Origin of the sequence: Nocardioides sp., assembly GCF_014360585.1 — a bacterium.
Classification (GTDB): domain Bacteria; phylum Actinomycetota; class Actinomycetes; order Propionibacteriales; family Nocardioidaceae; genus Nocardioides.
Window position 1 is genome coordinate 1 of sequence record NZ_JACIXG010000024.1, and the last position, 18,347, is coordinate 18,347.

The 18,347-nt window shown below is 68.3% G+C and carries 13 protein-coding genes; 4 read left to right on the forward strand and 9 right to left on the reverse strand.

All coding sequences use genetic code 11. The features are described from left to right. The first annotated feature begins 157 nt into the window (after positions 1 to 157). Positions 158 to 1,117 (forward strand): ornithine cyclodeaminase family protein, encoded by a 960-nt coding sequence (locus H5T77_RS10105; RefSeq protein ID WP_292648455.1) that lies wholly within the window; start codon positions 158 to 160, stop codon positions 1,115 to 1,117. Between the two features lie 81 nt (positions 1,118 to 1,198). Here the strand turns inward: H5T77_RS10105 and H5T77_RS10110 are convergent, their stop codons facing one another. Together H5T77_RS10110 and H5T77_RS10115 are read right to left on the reverse strand one after the other, a co-directional pair. Next, positions 1,199 to 2,143, reverse strand: a complete 945-nt coding sequence (locus H5T77_RS10110) for an NUDIX domain-containing protein (RefSeq protein ID WP_292648456.1) — start codon at positions 2,141 to 2,143, stop codon at positions 1,199 to 1,201. Beyond that, positions 2,143 to 3,390, reverse strand: a complete 1,248-nt coding sequence (locus H5T77_RS10115) for a geranylgeranyl reductase family protein (protein ID WP_292648459.1) — start codon at positions 3,388 to 3,390, stop codon at positions 2,143 to 2,145. Before H5T77_RS10115 ends, H5T77_RS10110 begins: the two co-directional genes overlap by 1 nt. Before the next feature lie 128 nt (positions 3,391 to 3,518). On the opposite strand from H5T77_RS10115, the gene H5T77_RS10120 reads away from it, so the two are divergent. Genes H5T77_RS10120 through H5T77_RS10130 form a run of 3 tightly spaced genes read left to right on the forward strand, consistent with a single transcriptional unit; the run spans position 3,519 to position 6,347 of the window. Further along, complete coding sequence (locus H5T77_RS10120; protein WP_292648462.1) at positions 3,519 to 4,577, forward strand: FecCD family ABC transporter permease; 1,059 nt, start codon at positions 3,519 to 3,521, stop codon at positions 4,575 to 4,577. Positions 4,578 to 4,605: 28 nt separating this feature from the next. Further along, on the forward strand, positions 4,606 to 5,580 hold the full coding sequence (locus H5T77_RS10125) for an ABC transporter substrate-binding protein (RefSeq protein WP_292648465.1): 975 nt from the start codon (positions 4,606 to 4,608) through the stop codon (positions 5,578 to 5,580). Next, complete coding sequence (locus tag H5T77_RS10130; RefSeq protein WP_292648467.1) at positions 5,577 to 6,347, forward strand: ABC transporter ATP-binding protein; 771 nt, start codon at positions 5,577 to 5,579, stop codon at positions 6,345 to 6,347. The genes H5T77_RS10125 and H5T77_RS10130 overlap by 4 nt, the downstream gene beginning before the upstream one ends. A gap of 2 nt (positions 6,348 to 6,349) precedes the next feature. On the opposite strand, the gene H5T77_RS10135 is transcribed toward H5T77_RS10130, so the two are convergent. The 7 genes from H5T77_RS10135 to H5T77_RS10165 form a co-directional block, all read right to left on the reverse strand. Continuing rightward, positions 6,350 to 6,835, reverse strand: coding sequence for a pyridoxamine 5'-phosphate oxidase family protein (locus H5T77_RS10135; protein ID WP_292648468.1), 486 nt, complete (start codon positions 6,833 to 6,835; stop codon positions 6,350 to 6,352). A gap of 79 nt (positions 6,836 to 6,914) precedes the next feature. Continuing rightward, the gene (locus tag H5T77_RS10140) at positions 6,915 to 7,982 is read right to left on the reverse strand and encodes a glycerophosphodiester phosphodiesterase family protein (protein ID WP_292648470.1); all 1,068 of its coding nucleotides are present in this window, start codon (positions 7,980 to 7,982) and stop codon (positions 6,915 to 6,917) included. Between the two features lie 30 nt (positions 7,983 to 8,012). Next, a complete protein-coding gene (locus H5T77_RS10145; protein ID WP_292648472.1) occupies positions 8,013 to 8,474 on the reverse strand; it encodes a DUF4232 domain-containing protein in 462 nt (153 codons plus the stop codon). A 367-nt stretch (positions 8,475 to 8,841) separates the two neighbouring features. Beyond that, on the reverse strand, positions 8,842 to 12,717 hold the full coding sequence (locus H5T77_RS10150) for a DNA-directed RNA polymerase subunit beta' (protein ID WP_292648474.1): 3,876 nt from the start codon (positions 12,715 to 12,717) through the stop codon (positions 8,842 to 8,844). Between the two features lie 85 nt (positions 12,718 to 12,802). Further along, positions 12,803 to 16,273, reverse strand: a complete 3,471-nt coding sequence (gene rpoB / locus H5T77_RS10155; protein WP_292648476.1) for a DNA-directed RNA polymerase subunit beta — start codon at positions 16,271 to 16,273, stop codon at positions 12,803 to 12,805. Between the two features lie 360 nt (positions 16,274 to 16,633). After that, positions 16,634 to 17,626, reverse strand: coding sequence for a J domain-containing protein (locus H5T77_RS10160; RefSeq protein WP_292648478.1), 993 nt, complete (start codon positions 17,624 to 17,626; stop codon positions 16,634 to 16,636). Between the two features lie 79 nt (positions 17,627 to 17,705). Beyond that, entirely contained in the window at positions 17,706 to 18,338 is a 633-nt protein-coding gene (locus H5T77_RS10165; RefSeq protein ID WP_292648480.1) for a hypothetical protein, read from the reverse strand. Positions 18,339 to 18,347 lie beyond the last annotated feature (9 nt).

The following is an 18,347-nucleotide window of genomic DNA, read 5'->3' on the forward strand; positions in this document are numbered from 1 at the left end:
GGAAGCAGGCCGACGGCTCGCCCGTCCTGGTCGGCGTCTACCTCTCCGCGATGGCGGTGATCACCCTGATCTCGCTGCTGATCGGCAAGGAGACCAGGGACATCGCGCTCGAGGAGACGCAGGAGAAGGCCACCGCCTGAGGGTCTAACGTGGCGGGGTGCCCGTCAGGATCCTCTCCGCCGCAGACGTACGCAGCATCTTCACGCCCCGCCTCGCGCTGGAGTCCCAGCGCGAGGCGTTCACCCGGCTGGGAGCCGGGGAGGCCGTCCAGCCTCCTCGGCTCCTCGTCCCGGGGCCGGACGCGTCGGTCTCGTTCTGCTACTCGTCTCGGATCGCCCCCGACGCCCCCGCGGTGAGCAAGTTCGGCAGCGTCAACCCGGCCAACGCCGCCCGCGGCCTCGGCGCCGTGCACTCGGTCATCACGGTCCTCGACCCCGAGACCGGCGCACCACGCGCGATCATCAACGGCGACAGCGTCACCGGCCTGCGTACGTCGGCAGCGACCACCCTCGCCATGCAGCAGGTCGCACCCGACGCCAAGAGCATCCTCGTCGTCGGCACCGGCGCCCAGGCCCGCGCCCACCTCGACGCCTTCGCAGTGACCCACCCCGACGCCGAGCTCCAGATCCACGGCCGCAACCGGGCTGCCGCCGCCGAGCTCGCCGAGTCCCATCGCGCCACTGCGAAGCACGATCTGGAACCAGCCGTACGCAGCGCCGACATCGTCGTCCTCTGCACCTCGTCCCTCGCCCCGGTGATCGAGGACGCCTGGGTCACCGACGGCACCACCGTGGCCAGCGTCGGCTCCTTCGCTCCCGACCGCGTCGAGCTGCCGCCCTCGCTTCTGGGGCGCTCCACGGTCCTCGTCGACCATCGCCCGTCCGCGATGACCGACTCCGGCCCGGTCGTCGACGCCATCGCCTCGGGGCTGGTCACCCCCGACCGGATCACCGACCTCGGCGCGCTCCTGACCGGCGCCGACACGCTGGACCGCGCCCCGGCGGACGTACTCGTCTATCTCTCGGTAGGCGTCGGCGTCCAGGACGCCGCCGCAGCAGAAGTGATCCTGGCCGCTGCCGAGGCGCGAGACGCAGGCACCCAAGCCCACCTCTCCTGACCCCTCGACCGCGAGAGGTCAATTTCTGATCCGCCGCGTCAGCGCGGCGTCAGGAATCGACCTCTCGGCGTCAGATACCGACTACTCGGCGCCAGTCTCTGACTTCTCGGCGGCCAGGGCTGCGGTCACCACGTCCAGGAGCGGGAGGTCGGCCAGGTCGGCGCGGGTCACCCAACGTACGTCGTCGGTCGTGCCGTCCTGCTCGACCACCCGGGGCTCGGCACCATCGGGAACGGAGGCGGCGAAGATGAGGTGGACGCCGTGGAACTCCTCGTGGCGGCCGTTGGGGGCGGTGCCGACGACATTGACGTCGTGCACGTCGAGCAGCTCACCCACCTCGCAGGTGAGACCGCACTCCTCGGTCACCTCGCGCTCGAGCGCCTTGCGCGGATGCTCGCCGAAGTCGAGCCCGCCGCCCGGGAGCGTCCACGAACCCGAGTGGTAACCACGCGGCGAGATCCGGGTGAGCAGCACAGCGCCGTCCGTCGGCCGGGTGATGAAGGCGTACGCAGCCAGGCGCTGGTTGCGGGTCGGCTCGTGCATGTCGAGGGCATCGGTGACCAGCGGAGACGTCGGGATCTCACCGCTCGTGACGGCGGCCAGCGGCACCCAGGCCGCCTCGGCGGTGGAGCCGTCGACCTCCATCGTCTGCGGCGCGGGGGCGTCATGGGGCACCCAGCCGTCGTAGACGATCCGGATGGCGTGGGAGTTGACCCGCCGGCCCAGCCGCCAGGCCTTGGCCTGGTGAACGGAGTAGACCCGGGCGTCGACGCCGATCTCGACCGGCACCCCCGCCTCCTCGTAGACCTCACGCACGACCGCGTCACGCGGGTCCTCGCCGTGGTCGATGCCGCCTCCAGGGAGCGTCCACCGCTCCTCCGGCGTCACCTTCTCCGAGAGCCGGCTGAGCAGGATCTCCGGCTCCTTGCCCGCGCCGGCCCGGATGATGACGGCGTACGCCCCCACCCGCTGCACCTGCGGAAGCTTGCGTCGCCGCCCACCGCGGCCCCGGTTTCGCGTCGCCATCAGCTGAACGGGGGTCGGGAGTCGAGAGCCAGCGAGCGGCGACCGGCCCAGCGCCACACCTTGGCGGCCCGGTCACGGTCCTCGTCGGTGACCAGGTTGCCCATCCACCGCAGGGCCAGCGTCATCAGCCAGTCGGACCGCATCCCCGCAGGTCCGAGGGTGGACACCAGGCGCGGGTGGGTCGCGATCCCGGCCAGCCGGCGGGCGGCGGAGAACGCCTCCCCGTAGTGCTCACGCAGGGTCGCCGGCCAGGCCGTGGCCAGGTCCTCCCCGGCGACGATTGCGTCGGCGACCATCCGCCCCGTCTCCAGGCCGTAGTCGATCCCCTCGCCGTTGAGCGGGTTCACACATCCGGCGGCATCGCCGATCAGCGCCCAGTTGGCACCGGCAACACCGGAGACCGCACCGCCCATGGGCAGCAGCGCGGACTTCTCCGCCCGCAGCTCGCCCTGGAGGCCGAACTCTTCGCGGCACTGCTCGGTGTAGTGCCTCATCAGCGGCTTGATCGCGACCTCCGCGGGCCGCTTGGAGGTGGCCAGCGCACCCGCGCCGATGTTCACCTCGCCCGAACCCCCAGAAATCGGACCCAGCGGGAAGATCCAGCCATACCCCGGCAGCGCCGCACCGGACTCGTCACGCAGCTCGAGGTGGGAGGAGATCCACTCGTCATCGGCCTGGTCGGAGGCGATGTAGGCCCGCCCGGCGACGCCGTAGACGGTGTCGCGGTGCCACTCCCGGCCCAGCACCTTGCCCAGCGGCGAGCGCACGCCGTCGGCGACCACGACCGACCGGCAGGTGACCTCGTGCCCGCCCTCGAAGACCACTGCCGCGATCCGCTCGCCGTCCCACCGCACATCGACCGCGCGTACGCCGTCGACCGCCGTCGCGCCGGACTTGATCGCCACGGTGCGCAGGTGGTCGTCGAGCTCGGTGCGCGGCACCGCCGACCCCCAGGAAGGCAGCGTGCCGCCAGGCCAGGGCAGGTGCAGCGTCTGGCCGAACCCGTGCGCCCGCAGGCCCTTCGAGACCGGGTGCGCGCGCAGCCAGTCCTCCAGCCCGAGCCGGACCAGCTCGTGGGTCGCGCGCGGAGTCAGCCCGTCGCCGCAGGTCTTGTCACGCGGGAAGACGGCCGCGTCGGTCAGCAGGACATCGACCCCGGCACGCGCCAGCCAGGCCGCCGCGGCCGAACCCGCGGGCCCCGCCCCCACGACGAGCACGTCAGCTGACTGCGGAAGGGACGAGGTCATGCGCATATCTTCCCAGAACCGGCCAACGGACCACGAAAGAACCCTCACCTCAGCCCGAACCGAGCCCCTGCTAGGTTATTGCAAGTTCTTCGCATTAGATCCTGGCAGTGAGCTCGGAAGGCCCCCACGTGCACGACCCTCTCGGCGTACACCGCCGTCGCCGGCGCGCGACCATCTGGCTCCTGGGCCTCCTCGCGGCCACCGTGGCGACGATCGTCGTCGCGGTCGGGCTCGGCGCTGCGTACGTCAGTCCGGGGACGGTCGCCCAGATCCTCGGCCACCATCTCCTCGGCCTCCCCGAGGCAGGCTGGAAGGCCACCGAGGGGGCGATCGTGTGGAAGGTACGCCTCCCCCGCGTGCTCCTCGGCGCCCTGGTCGGCGCCGGCCTGGCCATCGCCGGCATGGCGCTGCAGGCGATGGTCCGCAACATGCTCGCCGACCCCTACCTGCTCGGGATCAACTCCGGCGCCTCCAGCGGCGCAGCGGCGGCGATCCTCTTCGGCGCGGGCACCGGGCTGGGGGCGTACGCCCTGCCGGGCTCCGCGTTCGTCGGCGCCCTGGCGGCGTCCTTCCTGGTGTTCGCTCTCGCGCGCAGCGGCGGCCGGGTCACCTCGCTGCGCCTGCTGCTCTCCGGTGTCGCCGTCGGCTACCTGCTCTACGGCCTGACCAGCTTCCTGATCTTCGCCTCGGGCTCGGCCGAGGGCGCGCGGTCGGTGATGTTCTGGCTGCTCGGCTCCCTCGGCCTGGCCCAGTGGAACGGCCTGCTCGCGGTGGTGGCGCTCGCGGTGATCGCCACCACGCTCCTGCTGACCCTGTCCGGCCGCGGCCTCGACGCGCTGGCGATCGGCGACGAGACCGCCCACACCCTCGGCATCTCTCCCGACCGCTTCCGCACCCTGCTGCTGATCATCGTGGCGCTGACCGTCGGCGTGGTCGTCTCGGCCGCCGGCAGCATCGGCTTCGTCGGCCTGGTCGTACCGCACCTGGCCCGTCGCGCCGTCGGTTCCGCCCACGCCGTGGCCATCCCGGCGGCCGCCCTCATGGGCGCGATCCTGCTCGTCTGGGCCGACGTGCTCGCCCGCGTCCTCCTCCAGCCCCAGGAGATCCCGATCGGGATCGTCACCGCGCTCCTGGGCGCACCGTTCCTCATCGTCCTGATCCGGCGTTTCTCGGCGCGCGACGTCTGACCACCACCCCATCACCAGGAGCCCCGACATGATCCGTCCCATGATCGCCACCGCAGCGCTCTTGCTGGCCACGACCACCGCGTGCGGCGCCGGCGCAGACGCGGCCGGCGACGAGGCCGCCGCCGAAGGCTTCCCGATCACCATCGACAACTGCGGCGCCGAGGTCAGCCTCGACGCCCCACCGGAGCGCGTCGTCATGCTGAAGAGCGCCGCGGTGCCCTACCTGCATGCTCTCGGCGTGATGGACCGGGTCGTCGCCCGGGCCGGTGACTACCCCGCCGACTACTACGACGCCGAGACCCAGGCCGAGCTCGACGACATCCCGCTGCTCACCGACGAGATGGACACCAGCGGTCACCTGCAGATCTCCAAGGAGGTCGTGATCGGCGAGGAGCCCGACCTGGTCCTCGGCGAGGTCGAGAACCTGTCCCGCGACACCCTCGACGCCGTCGGCATCGACCTCCTCGAGGAGCCGGCGATGTGTGCCGAGGGCGTCGCAGACCCCGGTTTCGACGACGTCTACAGCCAGCTGGAGACCTACGGCGAGGTCTTCGACCGCGAGGACGAAGCCGCCAAGGCCGTGGCTGACCTGCGTGAACGCGTCACCGAGCTGGAGGCGAAGAAGGTCGGCGAAGGACGCACGGCCGCGGTCCTCTACCCCACCGTCGGCGGCGGGGTGACCTACGCCTACGGGACCAGGTCGATGGCCCACCCCCAGCTGGAGGCGGCCGGCTTCGAGGACGTCTTCGCCGACGTCGACGAGCGCGTCTTCGAGGTCTCGACCGAAGATCTTCTCGAGCGCGACCCCGACGTGATCATCCTGCTCCACAACACCGGCGACCCGAAAAAGGTCGAGGAGTCGGTCACCCAGCTCGCCGGCGCCGAGGATCTCACCGCGGTCAGGAACGGCGACGTGATGGCGCAGCTGTTCAACTTCACCGAGCCTCCCTCGGCGCTCTCGGTCGACGGTCTGGAGCGGATCATCGAGAGGTTCGACCAGTGATCGAGGCCGGCGGCCTGTCCTGGACGTACGGCGCCACGACCATCCTCGAGGACGTCGACGTCGCCTCCCACGAGGGTCGGGTCCTGGGTCTGATCGGGCCCAACGGCAGCGGCAAGACCACCCTGCTCCGGCTGCTCTACGGAGCGCTTCGCGGCAGCGGCACCGTCGAGATCGACGGCGACGAGCTCACCGGGCTCCCTGCGAAGGAGGTCGCCCGCCGACTGGCGGTCGTCGTCCAGGAGTCCGGCACCGCTGACCCAAATTTTTCGGGCGCCCTGACCGCCGGCGAGATGGTGCTGCTGGGACGCACGCCGCACCTGTCCGCCTTCGCCAGGGCCGGCGGGCACGACCTGGAGATCGCCGCGGAGTGCCTCGAGCGCGTCGGCGGGACCCACCTCGGCCCACGCTCCTTCGCCGCCCTCTCCGGCGGCGAACGGCAGCGGGTGCTCATCGCCCGGGCGCTGGCCCAGGAGGCGACCCATCTGCTCCTCGACGAGCCGACCAACCACCTCGACATCCGCTACCAGCACGAGATCCTATCCCTGGTGCGCAAGCTCGGGACGACGGCGATCGTCGTGCTCCACGACCTCAACCTGGCGGCCCGCTACTGCGACGACCTGGTGCTGCTCGACCGGCGCGGCGTCGCCGCCCGCGGCACGGTCGACGAGGTGCTTCGCCCCGAGATCCTGGAGCCGGTCTACTGCATCGGCGTCGAGCGGCTCGAGCTGCGCGAGGAGATCCACCTCCTCTTCCACCCGTTGGGCTGAGCTCAGACCTCCGGGTCCGCCTCGATCCGTGTCTCCGGCGCGGTCTCGTCATCCGGGTCGACGCCGGGAAGATGCGCCTCCCAGAGCTCGACGTCCATCACGTAGAGCCGCAACGACGCCTCCCCGCGCAGCTGCTCGGGCCGAAACGCCCGGGCCGTCCCGATCAGCCGGCGGAACGCCACCGCGCAGCGCTTCTCTAGCTCGAAGTCGGGCACCTGGCGGGCCATCCCGGTGACGTACGCAGCGCTCGCCCCGGAGCCCGGCGGCACCGAGGAGTCGAAGATGACCCCGGCCACGCGCGGATCGCGGAGGATGTTGCGGGAGTGCTGGGCGTCGGGAGCCGAGACCCAGTAGAGGGCCCGGTAGCCGTCGTGCGAGAAGTAGACCGGCGACGTTCGCGGCCGTCCGTCGGGATCCGATGTCGCCAGCACCAGGTAGGCGACTTCGTCGACGATTCCACGGACGTGTCTGTCCAGATCAGCTGCCATACCCCTGAGGGTAGGCGACTTCGCCCGCGCTGCGCGCGGTCAATCTCGCGCGCAGCGCTCGACCTCGTTCACCCTCGTCTCAGCTGCGCCCCTTGTACGCGCGCGGCAGCTTGAACCCGTGCTGTGCCAGCACGTCGCGGAGCACGTCCGGCTTGTCGGTGATCAGTCCGTCGATCCCGAGGCCGATCAGGTGCTCCATCGTGGCCACGTCGTCGACCGTCCACGGCACGACCGCCATCCCGCGGGCGTGGGCCGCATCGACCAGCTCCTGGGTCGTGAACGGCACGTAGCCCGGGTCGGACACCGAGCCGCCCTGCGGATCCCCGTGAACAGGCGAGACCGCATCCGCTCCGAACGAGTCCGCGGCCGCGACGTACCGTTCCTGGAGCGATCCCTCGAAGTCGTCGATGTCGATCCCACCCAGCCACGGCGAGGCGCCCGGCTGTCCCTGCTGGAGGAACTGCTGTCCGTTGGTCAGCGCGACGATCGGCAGCCGCGGCTCGACCTCCCGGACCCGCTTCAGCGCACCCCAGTCGAAGCTCTGGATGGTGACCTGGTTACGAATGTGCGCCCGCCTGATCTCGGCCAGGACGGCGCGCACGAACTGCTCGCGCGGCGCAGTCTGCTCCGGCGCCCCTGCCTCGACCTTCGTCTCCACATTCAGCTCGACCTGGCCGGCGTGGTAGCTGTTGACCAGCGCGAACACCTCCGAGAGCAACGGCATCCGCTCCCCCGGCGACAGCTCCTGTCCGGGGAACTGCGGCTGTCGCATCGACCCACAGTCGATCGTCCGCACCTGGGCGAGCGTCAGGTCCTTGATGTAGGTCCGGTTCGGGACGTACGGGAACTCGGGGTCGCCAGGGAAGGCGGGCTCGGTGTCGACGCACTTGGCCGGGTTCGGGTCCCGATCATGCGTCACGACCGCGTAGCCGTCCTCGGTGATCTGCACGTCGAGCTCGAGGGTGCTGACCCCCAGCTCGAGCGCCCGCGCGAAGGCGGGCAACGTGTTCTCCACCGTCAGCGCGACGCCACCGCGATGCGCCTGGAGGTCGAAGGTACGCGGATCGTTCGCGGCGTACGCCGGTGTGCTGATCGCACTCGCCAGGAGCGCGACGGACACGAGGAGGCCTGCTCGGACACGTCTCATGCCCGCCAGGATCCCGCAGGCGGATGGCCGCTAGTGGAACGCGCGATGAGACAGGAGCGACACGTTCTTGTCCGCACACCCGGTCGTCTCGTGACGGACGAACTGGGAGTCGTAGGAATCCGGCACGTAGACCCGGAACCCGTCCACCTTGGTCGGCTTGCACTTCGAGGCCGGATAGTTCTCGGCCGTCGACTCCGCGACCTCGCTGACTGCCACCTGGCCGGGCTTCATGATCACCGTGCGCCACGAGCCCTTGCGGACCGCCGGCGCACCGATCTGGGTGCCGTCGTCGCCACCGACGTACGAGAGCCCGCCGAAGCCACCCAGGGCACAGGCACGGTCGGAGACGTTGGTCAGCGTGATCTCGCCGAACCGCGACCCCGCGCCCGAATCGGTCGCACGATAGCCGGCCTTCAGGTCGGCGTTGGTGCACTTCGGGGTCGACGGGTCTGCCGCCGCAGGCTCAGAAGAATCAGATGACTCAGTCCTCACCGGCGAACCCCCCGTGGCCGCCGGTGAGGACTGAGACGGGGACGGTGAGCTGCTCGCCCGGGTGGGATCCACGGTCCCGGAGGCAGATGGTGACGAGTCGACCGCCCCATCGTTCGTCGACGCGCAACCTCCCGCCGCGAGCACGCCGAGGATCCCGATTCCGACCAGCACCAGTCGTACGCGCAGCATCTTCGCTCCTCGAGTAGCAGATGCGGCCAGATGAACCCAGCCAGAAACTCATCGTCCCACCCCTGAGACGCGTGGCCCGGCCGGTTCGTTGCGTCGAGCCACGAAGAAATTTTCGCAGCCTCGAAAAGACCGAAGGCCCCGCCTCCGAGGGAGGCGGGGCCTTCAGCTGACTACTGGATCACGACTGGTAGGAACCAAAGTCGAAGTCGTCCAGCGCGACGGCCTGGCCGCCGGTGTTGCCGAACTCGTAGTCGTAGTTGTCGTAACCGGTGACGGAGTACGCCGCGGCGCGAGCCTCGTCGGTCGGCTCGACCTTGATGTTGCGGTAGCGCTCCAGGCCGGTGCCGGCCGGGATGAGCTTACCGATGATGACGTTCTCCTTCAGACCGCGCAGCGAGTCGGAGCGGCCGTTGATGGCAGCGTCGGTGAGGACGCGGGTGGTCTCCTGGAAGGAGGCCGCCGACAGCCAGGACTCCGTAGCGAGCGAGGCCTTGGTGATGCCCATCAGCTCCGGACGACCCGAGGCCGGCTTGCCGCCCTCGGAGACCACGCGCCGGTTCTCCGACTCGAAGTCGATCCGGTCGGCCAGGTCGGACGGCAGCAGGTTGGTGTCCCCGGACTCGAGCACCGTGATCCGGCGCAGCATCTGCCGCACGATGATCTCGATGTGCTTGTCGTGGATGGACACACCCTGGGACCGGTAGACCTGCTGGACCTCGTCGACGAGGTGCTGCTGCGTCTTGCGGACACCGAGGATACGGAGGACCTCCTTGGGGTCCGGCGTACCGACGGTCAGCGGCGAGCCGACCTCGACGTGGTCGCCGTCGCCGACCCGCAGACGCGAGCGACGCGAGACCACGTACTCCATGACCTCGGAGCCGTCGTCGGGAGTGACCAGGACCTTGCGGGCCTTGTCGGTCTCCTCGATCTCGATGCGACCGGCGACCTCGGAGATCGGCGTGACACCCTTCGGCGTACGCGCCTCGAAGAGCTCGACGACACGCGGCAGACCCTGCGTGATGTCATCGGCCGAGGCCACACCACCGGTGTGGAACGTACGCATGGTCAGCTGGGTGCCGGGCTCACCGATGGACTGGGCGGCGATGATGCCGACCGCCTCACCGATGTCGACGAGCTTGCCGGTGGCCAGCGAGCGGCCGTAGCACTTGGCACACGTACCCGTGCGGGCCTCACAGGTGAGGACCGAACGGACCTTGACCTCGGTGATGCCGGCGCGAACCAGCTCCTCGATCTTGACGTCACCCAGGTCCTCGCCGGCGACGGCGAGAACCTCGCCGGTCGACGGGTGCTCGATGTCGACCGCAGCCGTGCGAGCGTACGCAGCGGTCTCGGCGTTGTCGTCCTTGATGACGACGCCGCCCGTGTCGACCCCGATGACCTTCGGCAGACCGCGCTCGGTGCCGCAGTCGTCCTCACGGATGATGACGTCCTGCGAGACGTCCACCAGACGACGGGTCAGGTAACCCGAGTCGGCGGTACGCAGCGCGGTGTCGGCCAGACCCTTACGAGCACCGTGGGTGGAGATGAAGTACTCCAGGACGGAAAGACCCTCGCGGAAGTTCGACTTGATCGGCCGCGGGATGATCTCGCCCTTCGGGTTGGCCACCAGGCCTCGCATGGCGCCGACCTGGCGGATCTGGTTGAAGTTACCCGAAGCGCCCGAGGTGACCTGCATGAAGATCGGGTTCTTGCGGTCGAACGCCGCCTCCATGGCAGCACCGACGACCTTGGCGGCCTCGGTCCAGATCTCGACGAGCTCCTGACGGCGCTCCTCATCGGTGACCAGACCACGCTCGAACTGCTTCTGCACCTTGGCAGCCTGCGTCTCGAACGTCTCCAGGATCTCGGCCTTGTTCGGCGGCGTGGTGACGTCGTCGATGGAGACCGTGACACCCGAACGGGTGGCCCAGTGGAAGCCGTTGTCCTTGAGCGCGTCCAGCGATGCCGCGACCTCGACCTTGGTGTAGCGCTCGGCCAGGTCGTTGATGATCGCGCCCAGCTGCTTCTTACCGACCTCGTAGTTCACGAAGGGGTAGTCAGCCGGCAGGGTGTCGTTGAAGATCACCCGGCCCAGCGTGGTCTCGAGCACGAGCGGGTCGCCCGCGGCCCAGCCCTCCGGCACGTCGTAGCCGATCGGCGGGACGATGTCGTCGAGACGGATCTTGATCTTCGACTGCAGCGTGATCTCGAGGTGGTCGAAGGCCATGATGGCCTCGGCCGGGGACGAGAACGCACGACCCGCACCGACCTCGTCCTCGCGGTCGGAGGTGATGAAGTAGAGACCGATGATCATGTCCTGGGTCGGCATGGTGACCGGACGACCGTCGGACGGCTTGAGGATGTTGTTGGTCGACAGCATCAGGATGCGAGCCTCGGCCTGGGCCTCCGCCGACAGCGGCAGGTGGACAGCCATCTGGTCACCGTCGAAGTCCGCGTTGAACGCGGTGCAGACCAGCGGGTGCAGCTGGATGGCCTTACCCTCGATCAGCTGGGGCTCGAAGGCCTGGATGCCGAGGCGGTGCAGGGTCGGCGCACGGTTCAGCAGAACCGGGTGCTCGGTGATGACCTCTTCGAGGACGTCCCACACGACCGGGCGGGCCCGCTCGACCATCCGCTTGGCGGACTTGATGTTCTGAGCGTGGCTCAGGTCCACCAGACGCTTCATCACGAACGGCTTGAACAGCTCCAGGGCCATCTGCTTGGGCAGACCGCACTGGTGCAGCTTGAGCTGCGGACCCGACACGATGACCGAACGGCCGGAGTAGTCGACGCGCTTACCGAGCAGGTTCTGACGGAAACGACCCTGCTTGCCCTTGAGCATGTCGGAGAGCGACTTGAGCGGGCGGTTGCCCGGCCCGGTGACCGGGCGGCCACGACGACCGTTGTCGAACAGCGAGTCGACGGCCTCCTGCAGCATCCGCTTCTCGTTGTTCACGATGATCTCGGGGGCACCGAGGTCGAGGAGACGCTTGAGGCGGTTGTTGCGGTTGATCACACGACGGTAGAGGTCGTTGAGGTCGGAGGTCGCGAAGCGGCCACCGTCGAGCTGCACCATCGGGCGCAGGTCCGGCGGGATGACCGGGACGGCGTCGAGCACCATGCCGGTCGGCTGGTTGCCGGTCTTGCGGAAGGCGTCAACGACCTTGAGGCGCTTGAGCGCACGGACCTTGCGCTGACCCTTGCCGGTGGCGATGGTCTCGCGCAGGTTCTCGACCTCGGCCTCGATGTTGAAGTCCTCGAGACGCTTCTGGATCGCCGTGGCGCCCATGTGGCCCTCGAAGTACTTCCCGAACCAGGTCTTCATCTCGCGGTAGAGCAGCTCGTCGCCCATGAGGTCCTGGACCTTCAGGTTCTTGAAGGTGTCCCAGACCTCGTCGAGACGGTTGACCTCACGCTCGGTGCGGTCGCGCAGCTGCTTCATCTCGCGCTCGGCGCCGTCCTTGACCTTGCGCTTGACGTCGGACTTGGCGCCCTCCGCCTCGAGCGCGGCCAGGTCGGTCTCGAGCTTCTTGGCGCGGTCGTTGATCGCCACGTCGAGCCGGCTGGTGAGCATCTTGCGCTGCTGGTCGACCTTGGCCTCGAGCGAGGACAGGTCGCGGTGACGCGCGTCCTCGTCGACCGAGGTGATCATGTACGCGGCGAAGTAGATGACCTTCTCCAGGTCCTTCGGCGCGAGGTCGAGCAGGTAGCCCAGCCGCGACGGAACGCCCTTGAAGTACCAGATGTGGGTCACCGGAGCGGCGAGCTCGATGTGGCCCATCCGCTCGCGGCGTACCTTGGAGCGGGTGACCTCGACGCCACAGCGCTCGCAGATGATGCCCTTGAAGCGCACGCGCTTGTACTTGCCGCAGTAGCACTCCCAGTCCCGGGTGGGACCGAAGATCTTCTCGCAGAAGAGGCCGTCACGCTCGGGCTTGAGCGTGCGGTAGTTGATGGTCTCAGGCTTCTTGACCTCGCCGTGGCTCCACGCGCGGATCTCGTCCGCGGTGGCCAGGCCGATCTTGAGCTGATCGAAGAAGTTGACGTCGAGCACGATGGCTTCCAGTTCCTTCGTTAGTTCTTGGAAAGTTCAAAGGGGACTGAGGGAGGGAGGTACGCCGAGGCGTACCTCCCGCTCGTCAGACTTCCTCTACGGAAGAGGGCTCGCGACGGGAGAGGTCGATGCCGAGCTCCTCGGCGGCGCGGAAGACGTCTTCCTCCGCGTCACGAAGCTCGATCGCCGAACCGTCCTGGCTCAGCACCTCGACGTTCAGGCACAGCGACTGCATCTCCTTGACGAGAACCTTGAACGACTCCGGGATACCCGAGTCGGGGATGTTCTCGCCCTTGACGATCGCCTCGTACACCTTCACACGGCCGGGCACGTCGTCGGACTTGATGGTGAGGAGCTCCTGCAGGGCGTAGGCGGCGCCGTACGCCTCCATCGCCCAGACCTCCATCTCACCGAAGCGCTGGCCACCGAACTGGGCCTTACCGCCGAGCGGCTGCTGGGTGATCATCGAGTACGGACCGGTCGAACGCGCGTGGATCTTGTCGTCGACCAGGTGGTGCAGCTTCAGGATGTACATGTAACCCACGGCCACCGGCTCCGGGAACGGCTCGCCGGAGCGGCCGTCGAAGAGGCGGGCCTTGCCGTCGGTGCCGACCACACGCCGACCGTCCCGATTGGGGAGGGTCGCGCTGAGCAGACCGGTGATCTCGTCCTCACGCGCACCGTCGAAGACCGGGGTGGCCACCTTGGTGCCCGGGTCGGCCTTGTCGGCGTGGATCTTGATCAGGCGCTGCTTCCAGGCGCTGTCCTCGGGGTCCTCGGAGAGGTTGAGGTCCCAACCCTGCTTGGCGAGCCAGCCGAGGTGGAGCTCCAGGACCTGTCCGATGTTCATACGACGCGGGACACCGAGCGGGTTGAGCAGGACGTCGACCGGGGTGCCGTCCTCCATGAACGGCATGTCCTCGACCGGCAGGATCTTCGCGATGACGCCCTTGTTGCCGTGACGGCCGGCGAGCTTGTCACCCACGGAGATCTTGCGCTTCTGCGCCACGTAGACCCGAACCAGCTGGTTCACGCCCGGGGGCAGCTCGTCGCCCTCCTCACGGTCGAAGACGCGGACACCGATGACGGTGCCCTCCTCGCCGTGCGGAACCTTCATCGAGGTGTCGCGGACCTCGCGCGCCTTCTCACCGAAGATCGCGCGGAGCAGGCGCTCCTCCGGGGTCAGCTCGGTCTCGCCCTTCGGGGTGACCTTGCCGACGAGGATGTCACCGGTGGTGACCTCGGCGCCGATGCGGATGATGCCGCGCTCGTCGAGGTCGGCCAGCATCTCCTCGGAGACGTTCGGGATGTCCCGGGTGATCTCCTCCGGGCCCAGCTTGGTGTCGCGAGCGTCGACCTCGTGCTCCTCGATGTGGATCGAGGTGAGGTAGTCCTGCTGCACCAGACGCTGGGAGAGGATGATCGCGTCCTCGTAGTTGTGGCCCTGCCACGACTGGAAGGCGACCAGGAGGTTGGCACCCAGTGCCATCTCGGCACCCTGGGTCGCCGGACCGTCGGCCAGCGGGGAGCCGACCTCGACCCGGGCGCCCTCGTCGACCAGCGGCTGCTGGTTGACGCAGTTGCCCTGGTTGGAGCGCTCGAACTTCGCCAGCTTGTAGCTGGTGTAGGTGCCGTCGTCGTTGAGGGTCTCGATCAGGTCGGAGGAGACCTCCTTGACCACACCGGCCTTCTTCGCGAGGAGCACGTCACCGGCGTCGACAGCCGCGCGGTACTCGATGCCCGTGCCGACCAGCGGCGAGTCGCTGCGCACCAGCGGCACCGCCTGACGCTGCATGTTGGCGCCCATGAGCGCACGGTTGGCGTCGTCGTGCTCGAGGAACGGGATCAGCGCGGTCGCGACCGACACCATCTGGCGCGGCGAGACGTCGATGTAGTCGACCTCGTCGGCCAGGAGCTCGGAGACCTCACCGTCGCGCTGGCGGACCAGCACTCGCTCGGTCGCGAACTTCATGTTCTCGTCGACGGCCGCGTTGGCCTGCGCGATGACGTAGCGGTCCTCGTCGTCGGCGGTCAGGTAGTCGATCTTGTCGGTGACGACGCCGTTCTCGACCTTGCGGTAGGGCGTCTCGACGAAGCCGAACGGGTTGATCCGGCCGAAGGAGGCCAGCGAACCGATCAGACCGATGTTGGGACCTTCAGGGGTCTCGATCGGACACATCCGGCCGTAGTGCGACGGGTGGACGTCTCGGACCTCCATGCCGGCGCGGTCACGGGAGAGACCACCCGGGCCCAGAGCAGACAGACGCCGCTTGTGCGTCAGACCCGCGAGCGGGTTGTTCTGGTCCATGAACTGCGAGAGCTGCGAGGTGCCGAAGAACTCCTTCAGCGCAGCGACCACGGGACGGATGTTGATCAGGGACTGCGGCGTGATCGCCTCGACGTCCTGGGTCGTCATCCGCTCACGCACGACGCGCTCCATACGAGCAAGACCCGTACGCAGCTGGTTCTGGATCAGCTCGCCGACCGTACGCATCCGGCGGTTGCCGAAGTGGTCGATGTCGTCGGCGGCGACGTCGGTGACGCCGGCCGGCATCTCGAGCTGCGCACGCCCGTCGTGCAGCGCCACGATGTACTTGATCGTCGCGACGATGTCGTCGACGGTCAGCGTCTGCTGGTCGAAGGCCTCGGTCAGACCGAGCTTCTTGTTGACCTTGTAGCGACCGACCTTGGCGGTGTCGTACCGCTTCGGGTTGAAGTAGTAGTTGTTCAGCAGCGTCTGCGCGGCCTCACGCGTGGGGGGCTCGCCCGGGCGCAGCTTGCGGTAGATGTCGAGCAGCGCGTCGTCCTGAGCGGTGGTGCTGTCCTTCTCCAGGGTCAGCATCATCGACTCGTACTCGCCGAACTCCTCGCGGATCTGCTCGTTGGTCCAGCCGAGGGCCTTGAGCAGCACGGTGACGTTCTGCTTGCGCTTGCGGTCGAGGCGAACGCCGACCAGGTCGCGCTTGTCGATCTCGAACTCGAGCCAGGCACCGCGGCTCGGGATCAGCTTGGCGGTGTAGATGTCCTTGTCGGACGTCTTGTCAGCGGTGCGCTCGAAGTAGACACCCGGGGACCGGACGAGCTGCGAGACGACGACGCGCTCGGTGCCGTTGATGACGAAGGTGCCCTGTTCGGTCATGAGCGGGAAGTCACCCATGAAGACCGTCTGGCCCTTGATCTCACCAGTGTCGTTGTTGGTGAACTCCGCCGAGACATAGAGAGGCGCGGAGTAGGTGAAGTCCTTCTCCTTGCACTCCTCGACGGTGTACTTGGGGTCGTAGAAGACAGGGCTCTCGAACGAGAGGGACATCGTCTCCGAGAAGTCCTCGATCGGGGAGATCTCCTCGAAGATCTCCTGCAGACCGGACTTGTGAGACACGTCCTCGCCCGCTGCTTCGCGGGCGGCGACCTGCTCCTGCCAGCGCTCGTTACCGATCAACCAGTCGAAGCTGTCGGTCTGGAGGGCGAGGAGCTTGGGAAGCTCGAGAGGCTCTGAGATCTTTGCGAAAGAGATGCGGCGAGGGGTGGAGTCACCCGACGAGGTGCGCGCGGCCAAGAGGAATCCTTCGACAAGGTTCGCAGGTGGATTCGCAGCACGCCGACCACCGAACAGCCACCGGGCAGGCTGAGGGGCATATGAAGGCATGCGCAAAGCGCCATCGTACGCTATAAAAGCGCACTTCACAACACCGGGCCCAGTTAATAGTCCGGCGTACCTTCATTCACACCTATGGCGCCCGAGCTTCGGCGTTGGTGGTGCACTGCCTTGTCGAGCATCGCGGATGATCATGCGCCCCATCGGCACCCTGGGTCAAGCGTTCGAGCCAATCGGTCCGCCTCCCGGGAAGTTGTTCCAATCACTTGACAGGTAGCGCAAAGGCACGGCTGACCGGCCCCGATGAGGCCCGACGGCGAGCTAGTCCTTGCTGGGACGCGTCTCGACCTTGTCGACCAGCCACTCGTCGTCGACCTTGGCCATCGTGAGCATCGCGTACTCCTGATAGCCGATCGGGGTGCTCCGCTGGGCGTTGGTGACCTGGCGGTCGACCAGCACCAGGACCTGCACGGTCTCCTCGGAGACCCGGATGACGCCGGCGTCGACCGGCGGGAGCGTCTTCACCACGGTCTTCGTCTCGGGGACGTTGTCGACGAGCACGGCGAAGAGACGGTCGTAGTCCTCGCGGTAGTCCTTCGTCATCACCTCATGAGCCTTGCTCTTCGACTCGTCCATCTTGCTGTGGTCGTAGGAGAGCAGCGGGACGACGGCCTTCTTCGCCGCCTCGAGCGCTTCGCCGCCCTGCTCCTCGACCAGGAGCTTGTGGTTGCGGGAGATCTCCTTGCCGACCGCGCCCTCGACCGTGCTGGTCGTGACGTTGTTGTTGGAGACGGTGACGACCTTCTCCTGGCCGAAGAAGACCACCCCGGCGGCGACGACCGCGGCCAGAGCCAGGACGCCGGCGGCGGCCAGCCCCCACGTCGGGAGCACCGGCAGCGTACGACCGGCGGACTCCTTCACGTCGGCGTCAGCGTCGTCTGCGTCTGCGTCGTCGGCGTCCGGCTCCGGCTCGTCGTGTACGTCGGCGATCGCCCCTGCTTCGACGAAAACGGTCTCGTCGTCGAGCGCCTCCGCGTCCTCGTCGACCGCTGCCTCGTCGGTCGCTGCCTCGTCGGTCGCTGCCTCGTCGGTCGCTGCCTCGTCGGTCGCAGCTTCCTCGCGAGCGGCCAGCTCAGCGTCGTACGCAGCCCGCTTCTCCTCGTCCAGCAGGACGGCAGCGGCTTCGTTGAGGGTGCGGAAGCGACGGTCGGTCGGATCCAGATCGGCGATCGCGGCCTTCCACGCCGCGCGGATCTCGTCGGTGGCGGCGTCGGGCTCGACGTCGAGCAGGTCGTACCAGGTGGGCTGGCTCATGCCGGCACCTCCGTAGAGAGAACCCAACGATACGGAGCCGCCGGCATGTTGAGCCCGTGATTCACTCGCTGACGCTCGCTCATGGGGTCACCCCTTCGCTGGGCTCCGTGGTGGGAGCCTCCTCGGCCGGATACCAGTCGTCGACCAGCCACTTCCCGTTCTGCTTCACGAGCTCCACCTCGGTCCGGGCGAGCTGGCGTGCCGCCTCGACACGCTCCTCGGATCCCTCGGACTTCGGGTAGCTGATCGCGAGCTCTGCCACGACCAGCACGGTCGCGCTGTCCTCGTCGAGGCCGGCGACCGCAGTGCTGTGCACCTCGCTGGTGCGGCCGACGCTCTGCTGGACGACGGTGGCCTCGGCGAAGGCGACGTTGCTCAGGAAGTTCTTCTCGAACTTCGGGGTGAGCAGCTCACCGACCTGCTCGCGATACTCCGGCATCGTCTTCTTGTCGCTGCCTACGTCCTCGGGCCCGTAGGTGTTGACCCGTCCGACGAACTTGTCGGCCGCGGCCCTCACCTGCTCCCGCTGGCTCACCACGGACTCGTCGGCTCCGCGGGTCAGCTGCCAGCCGACGTAGCCGACGGCAGCGAGGATGACGGCGACCAACAGCGCCAGGATGCCCCAGCGGAGCTGGTTGGTCCGCTTGTCGCTCGCCCGGTCGGACGTAGCGCCGGTCTCCGCGTCGGGACCGGGATCGGTCGTGGTGCTCAAAGGATCACT

Bases quoted from the DNA above. Each gene is read 5' to 3' on its own strand.
- H5T77_RS10115 (WP_292648459.1), bottom strand. From the start codon at position 3,390: ATGACCTCGTCCCTTCCGCAGTCAGCTGACGTGCTCGTCGTGGGGGCG.
- H5T77_RS10110 (WP_292648456.1), bottom strand. From the start codon at position 2,143: ATGGCGACGCGAAACCGGGGCCGCGGTGGGCGGCGACGCAAGCTTCCG.
- H5T77_RS10140 (WP_292648470.1), bottom strand. From the start codon at position 7,982: ATGAGACGTGTCCGAGCAGGCCTCCTCGTGTCCGTCGCGCTCCTGGCG.
- H5T77_RS10135 (WP_292648468.1), bottom strand. From the start codon at position 6,835: ATGGCAGCTGATCTGGACAGACACGTCCGTGGAATCGTCGACGAAGTC.
- H5T77_RS10125 (WP_292648465.1), top strand. From the start codon at position 4,606: ATGATCCGTCCCATGATCGCCACCGCAGCGCTCTTGCTGGCCACGACC.
- H5T77_RS10160 (WP_292648478.1), bottom strand. From the start codon at position 17,626: ATGAGCCAGCCCACCTGGTACGACCTGCTCGACGTCGAGCCCGACGCC.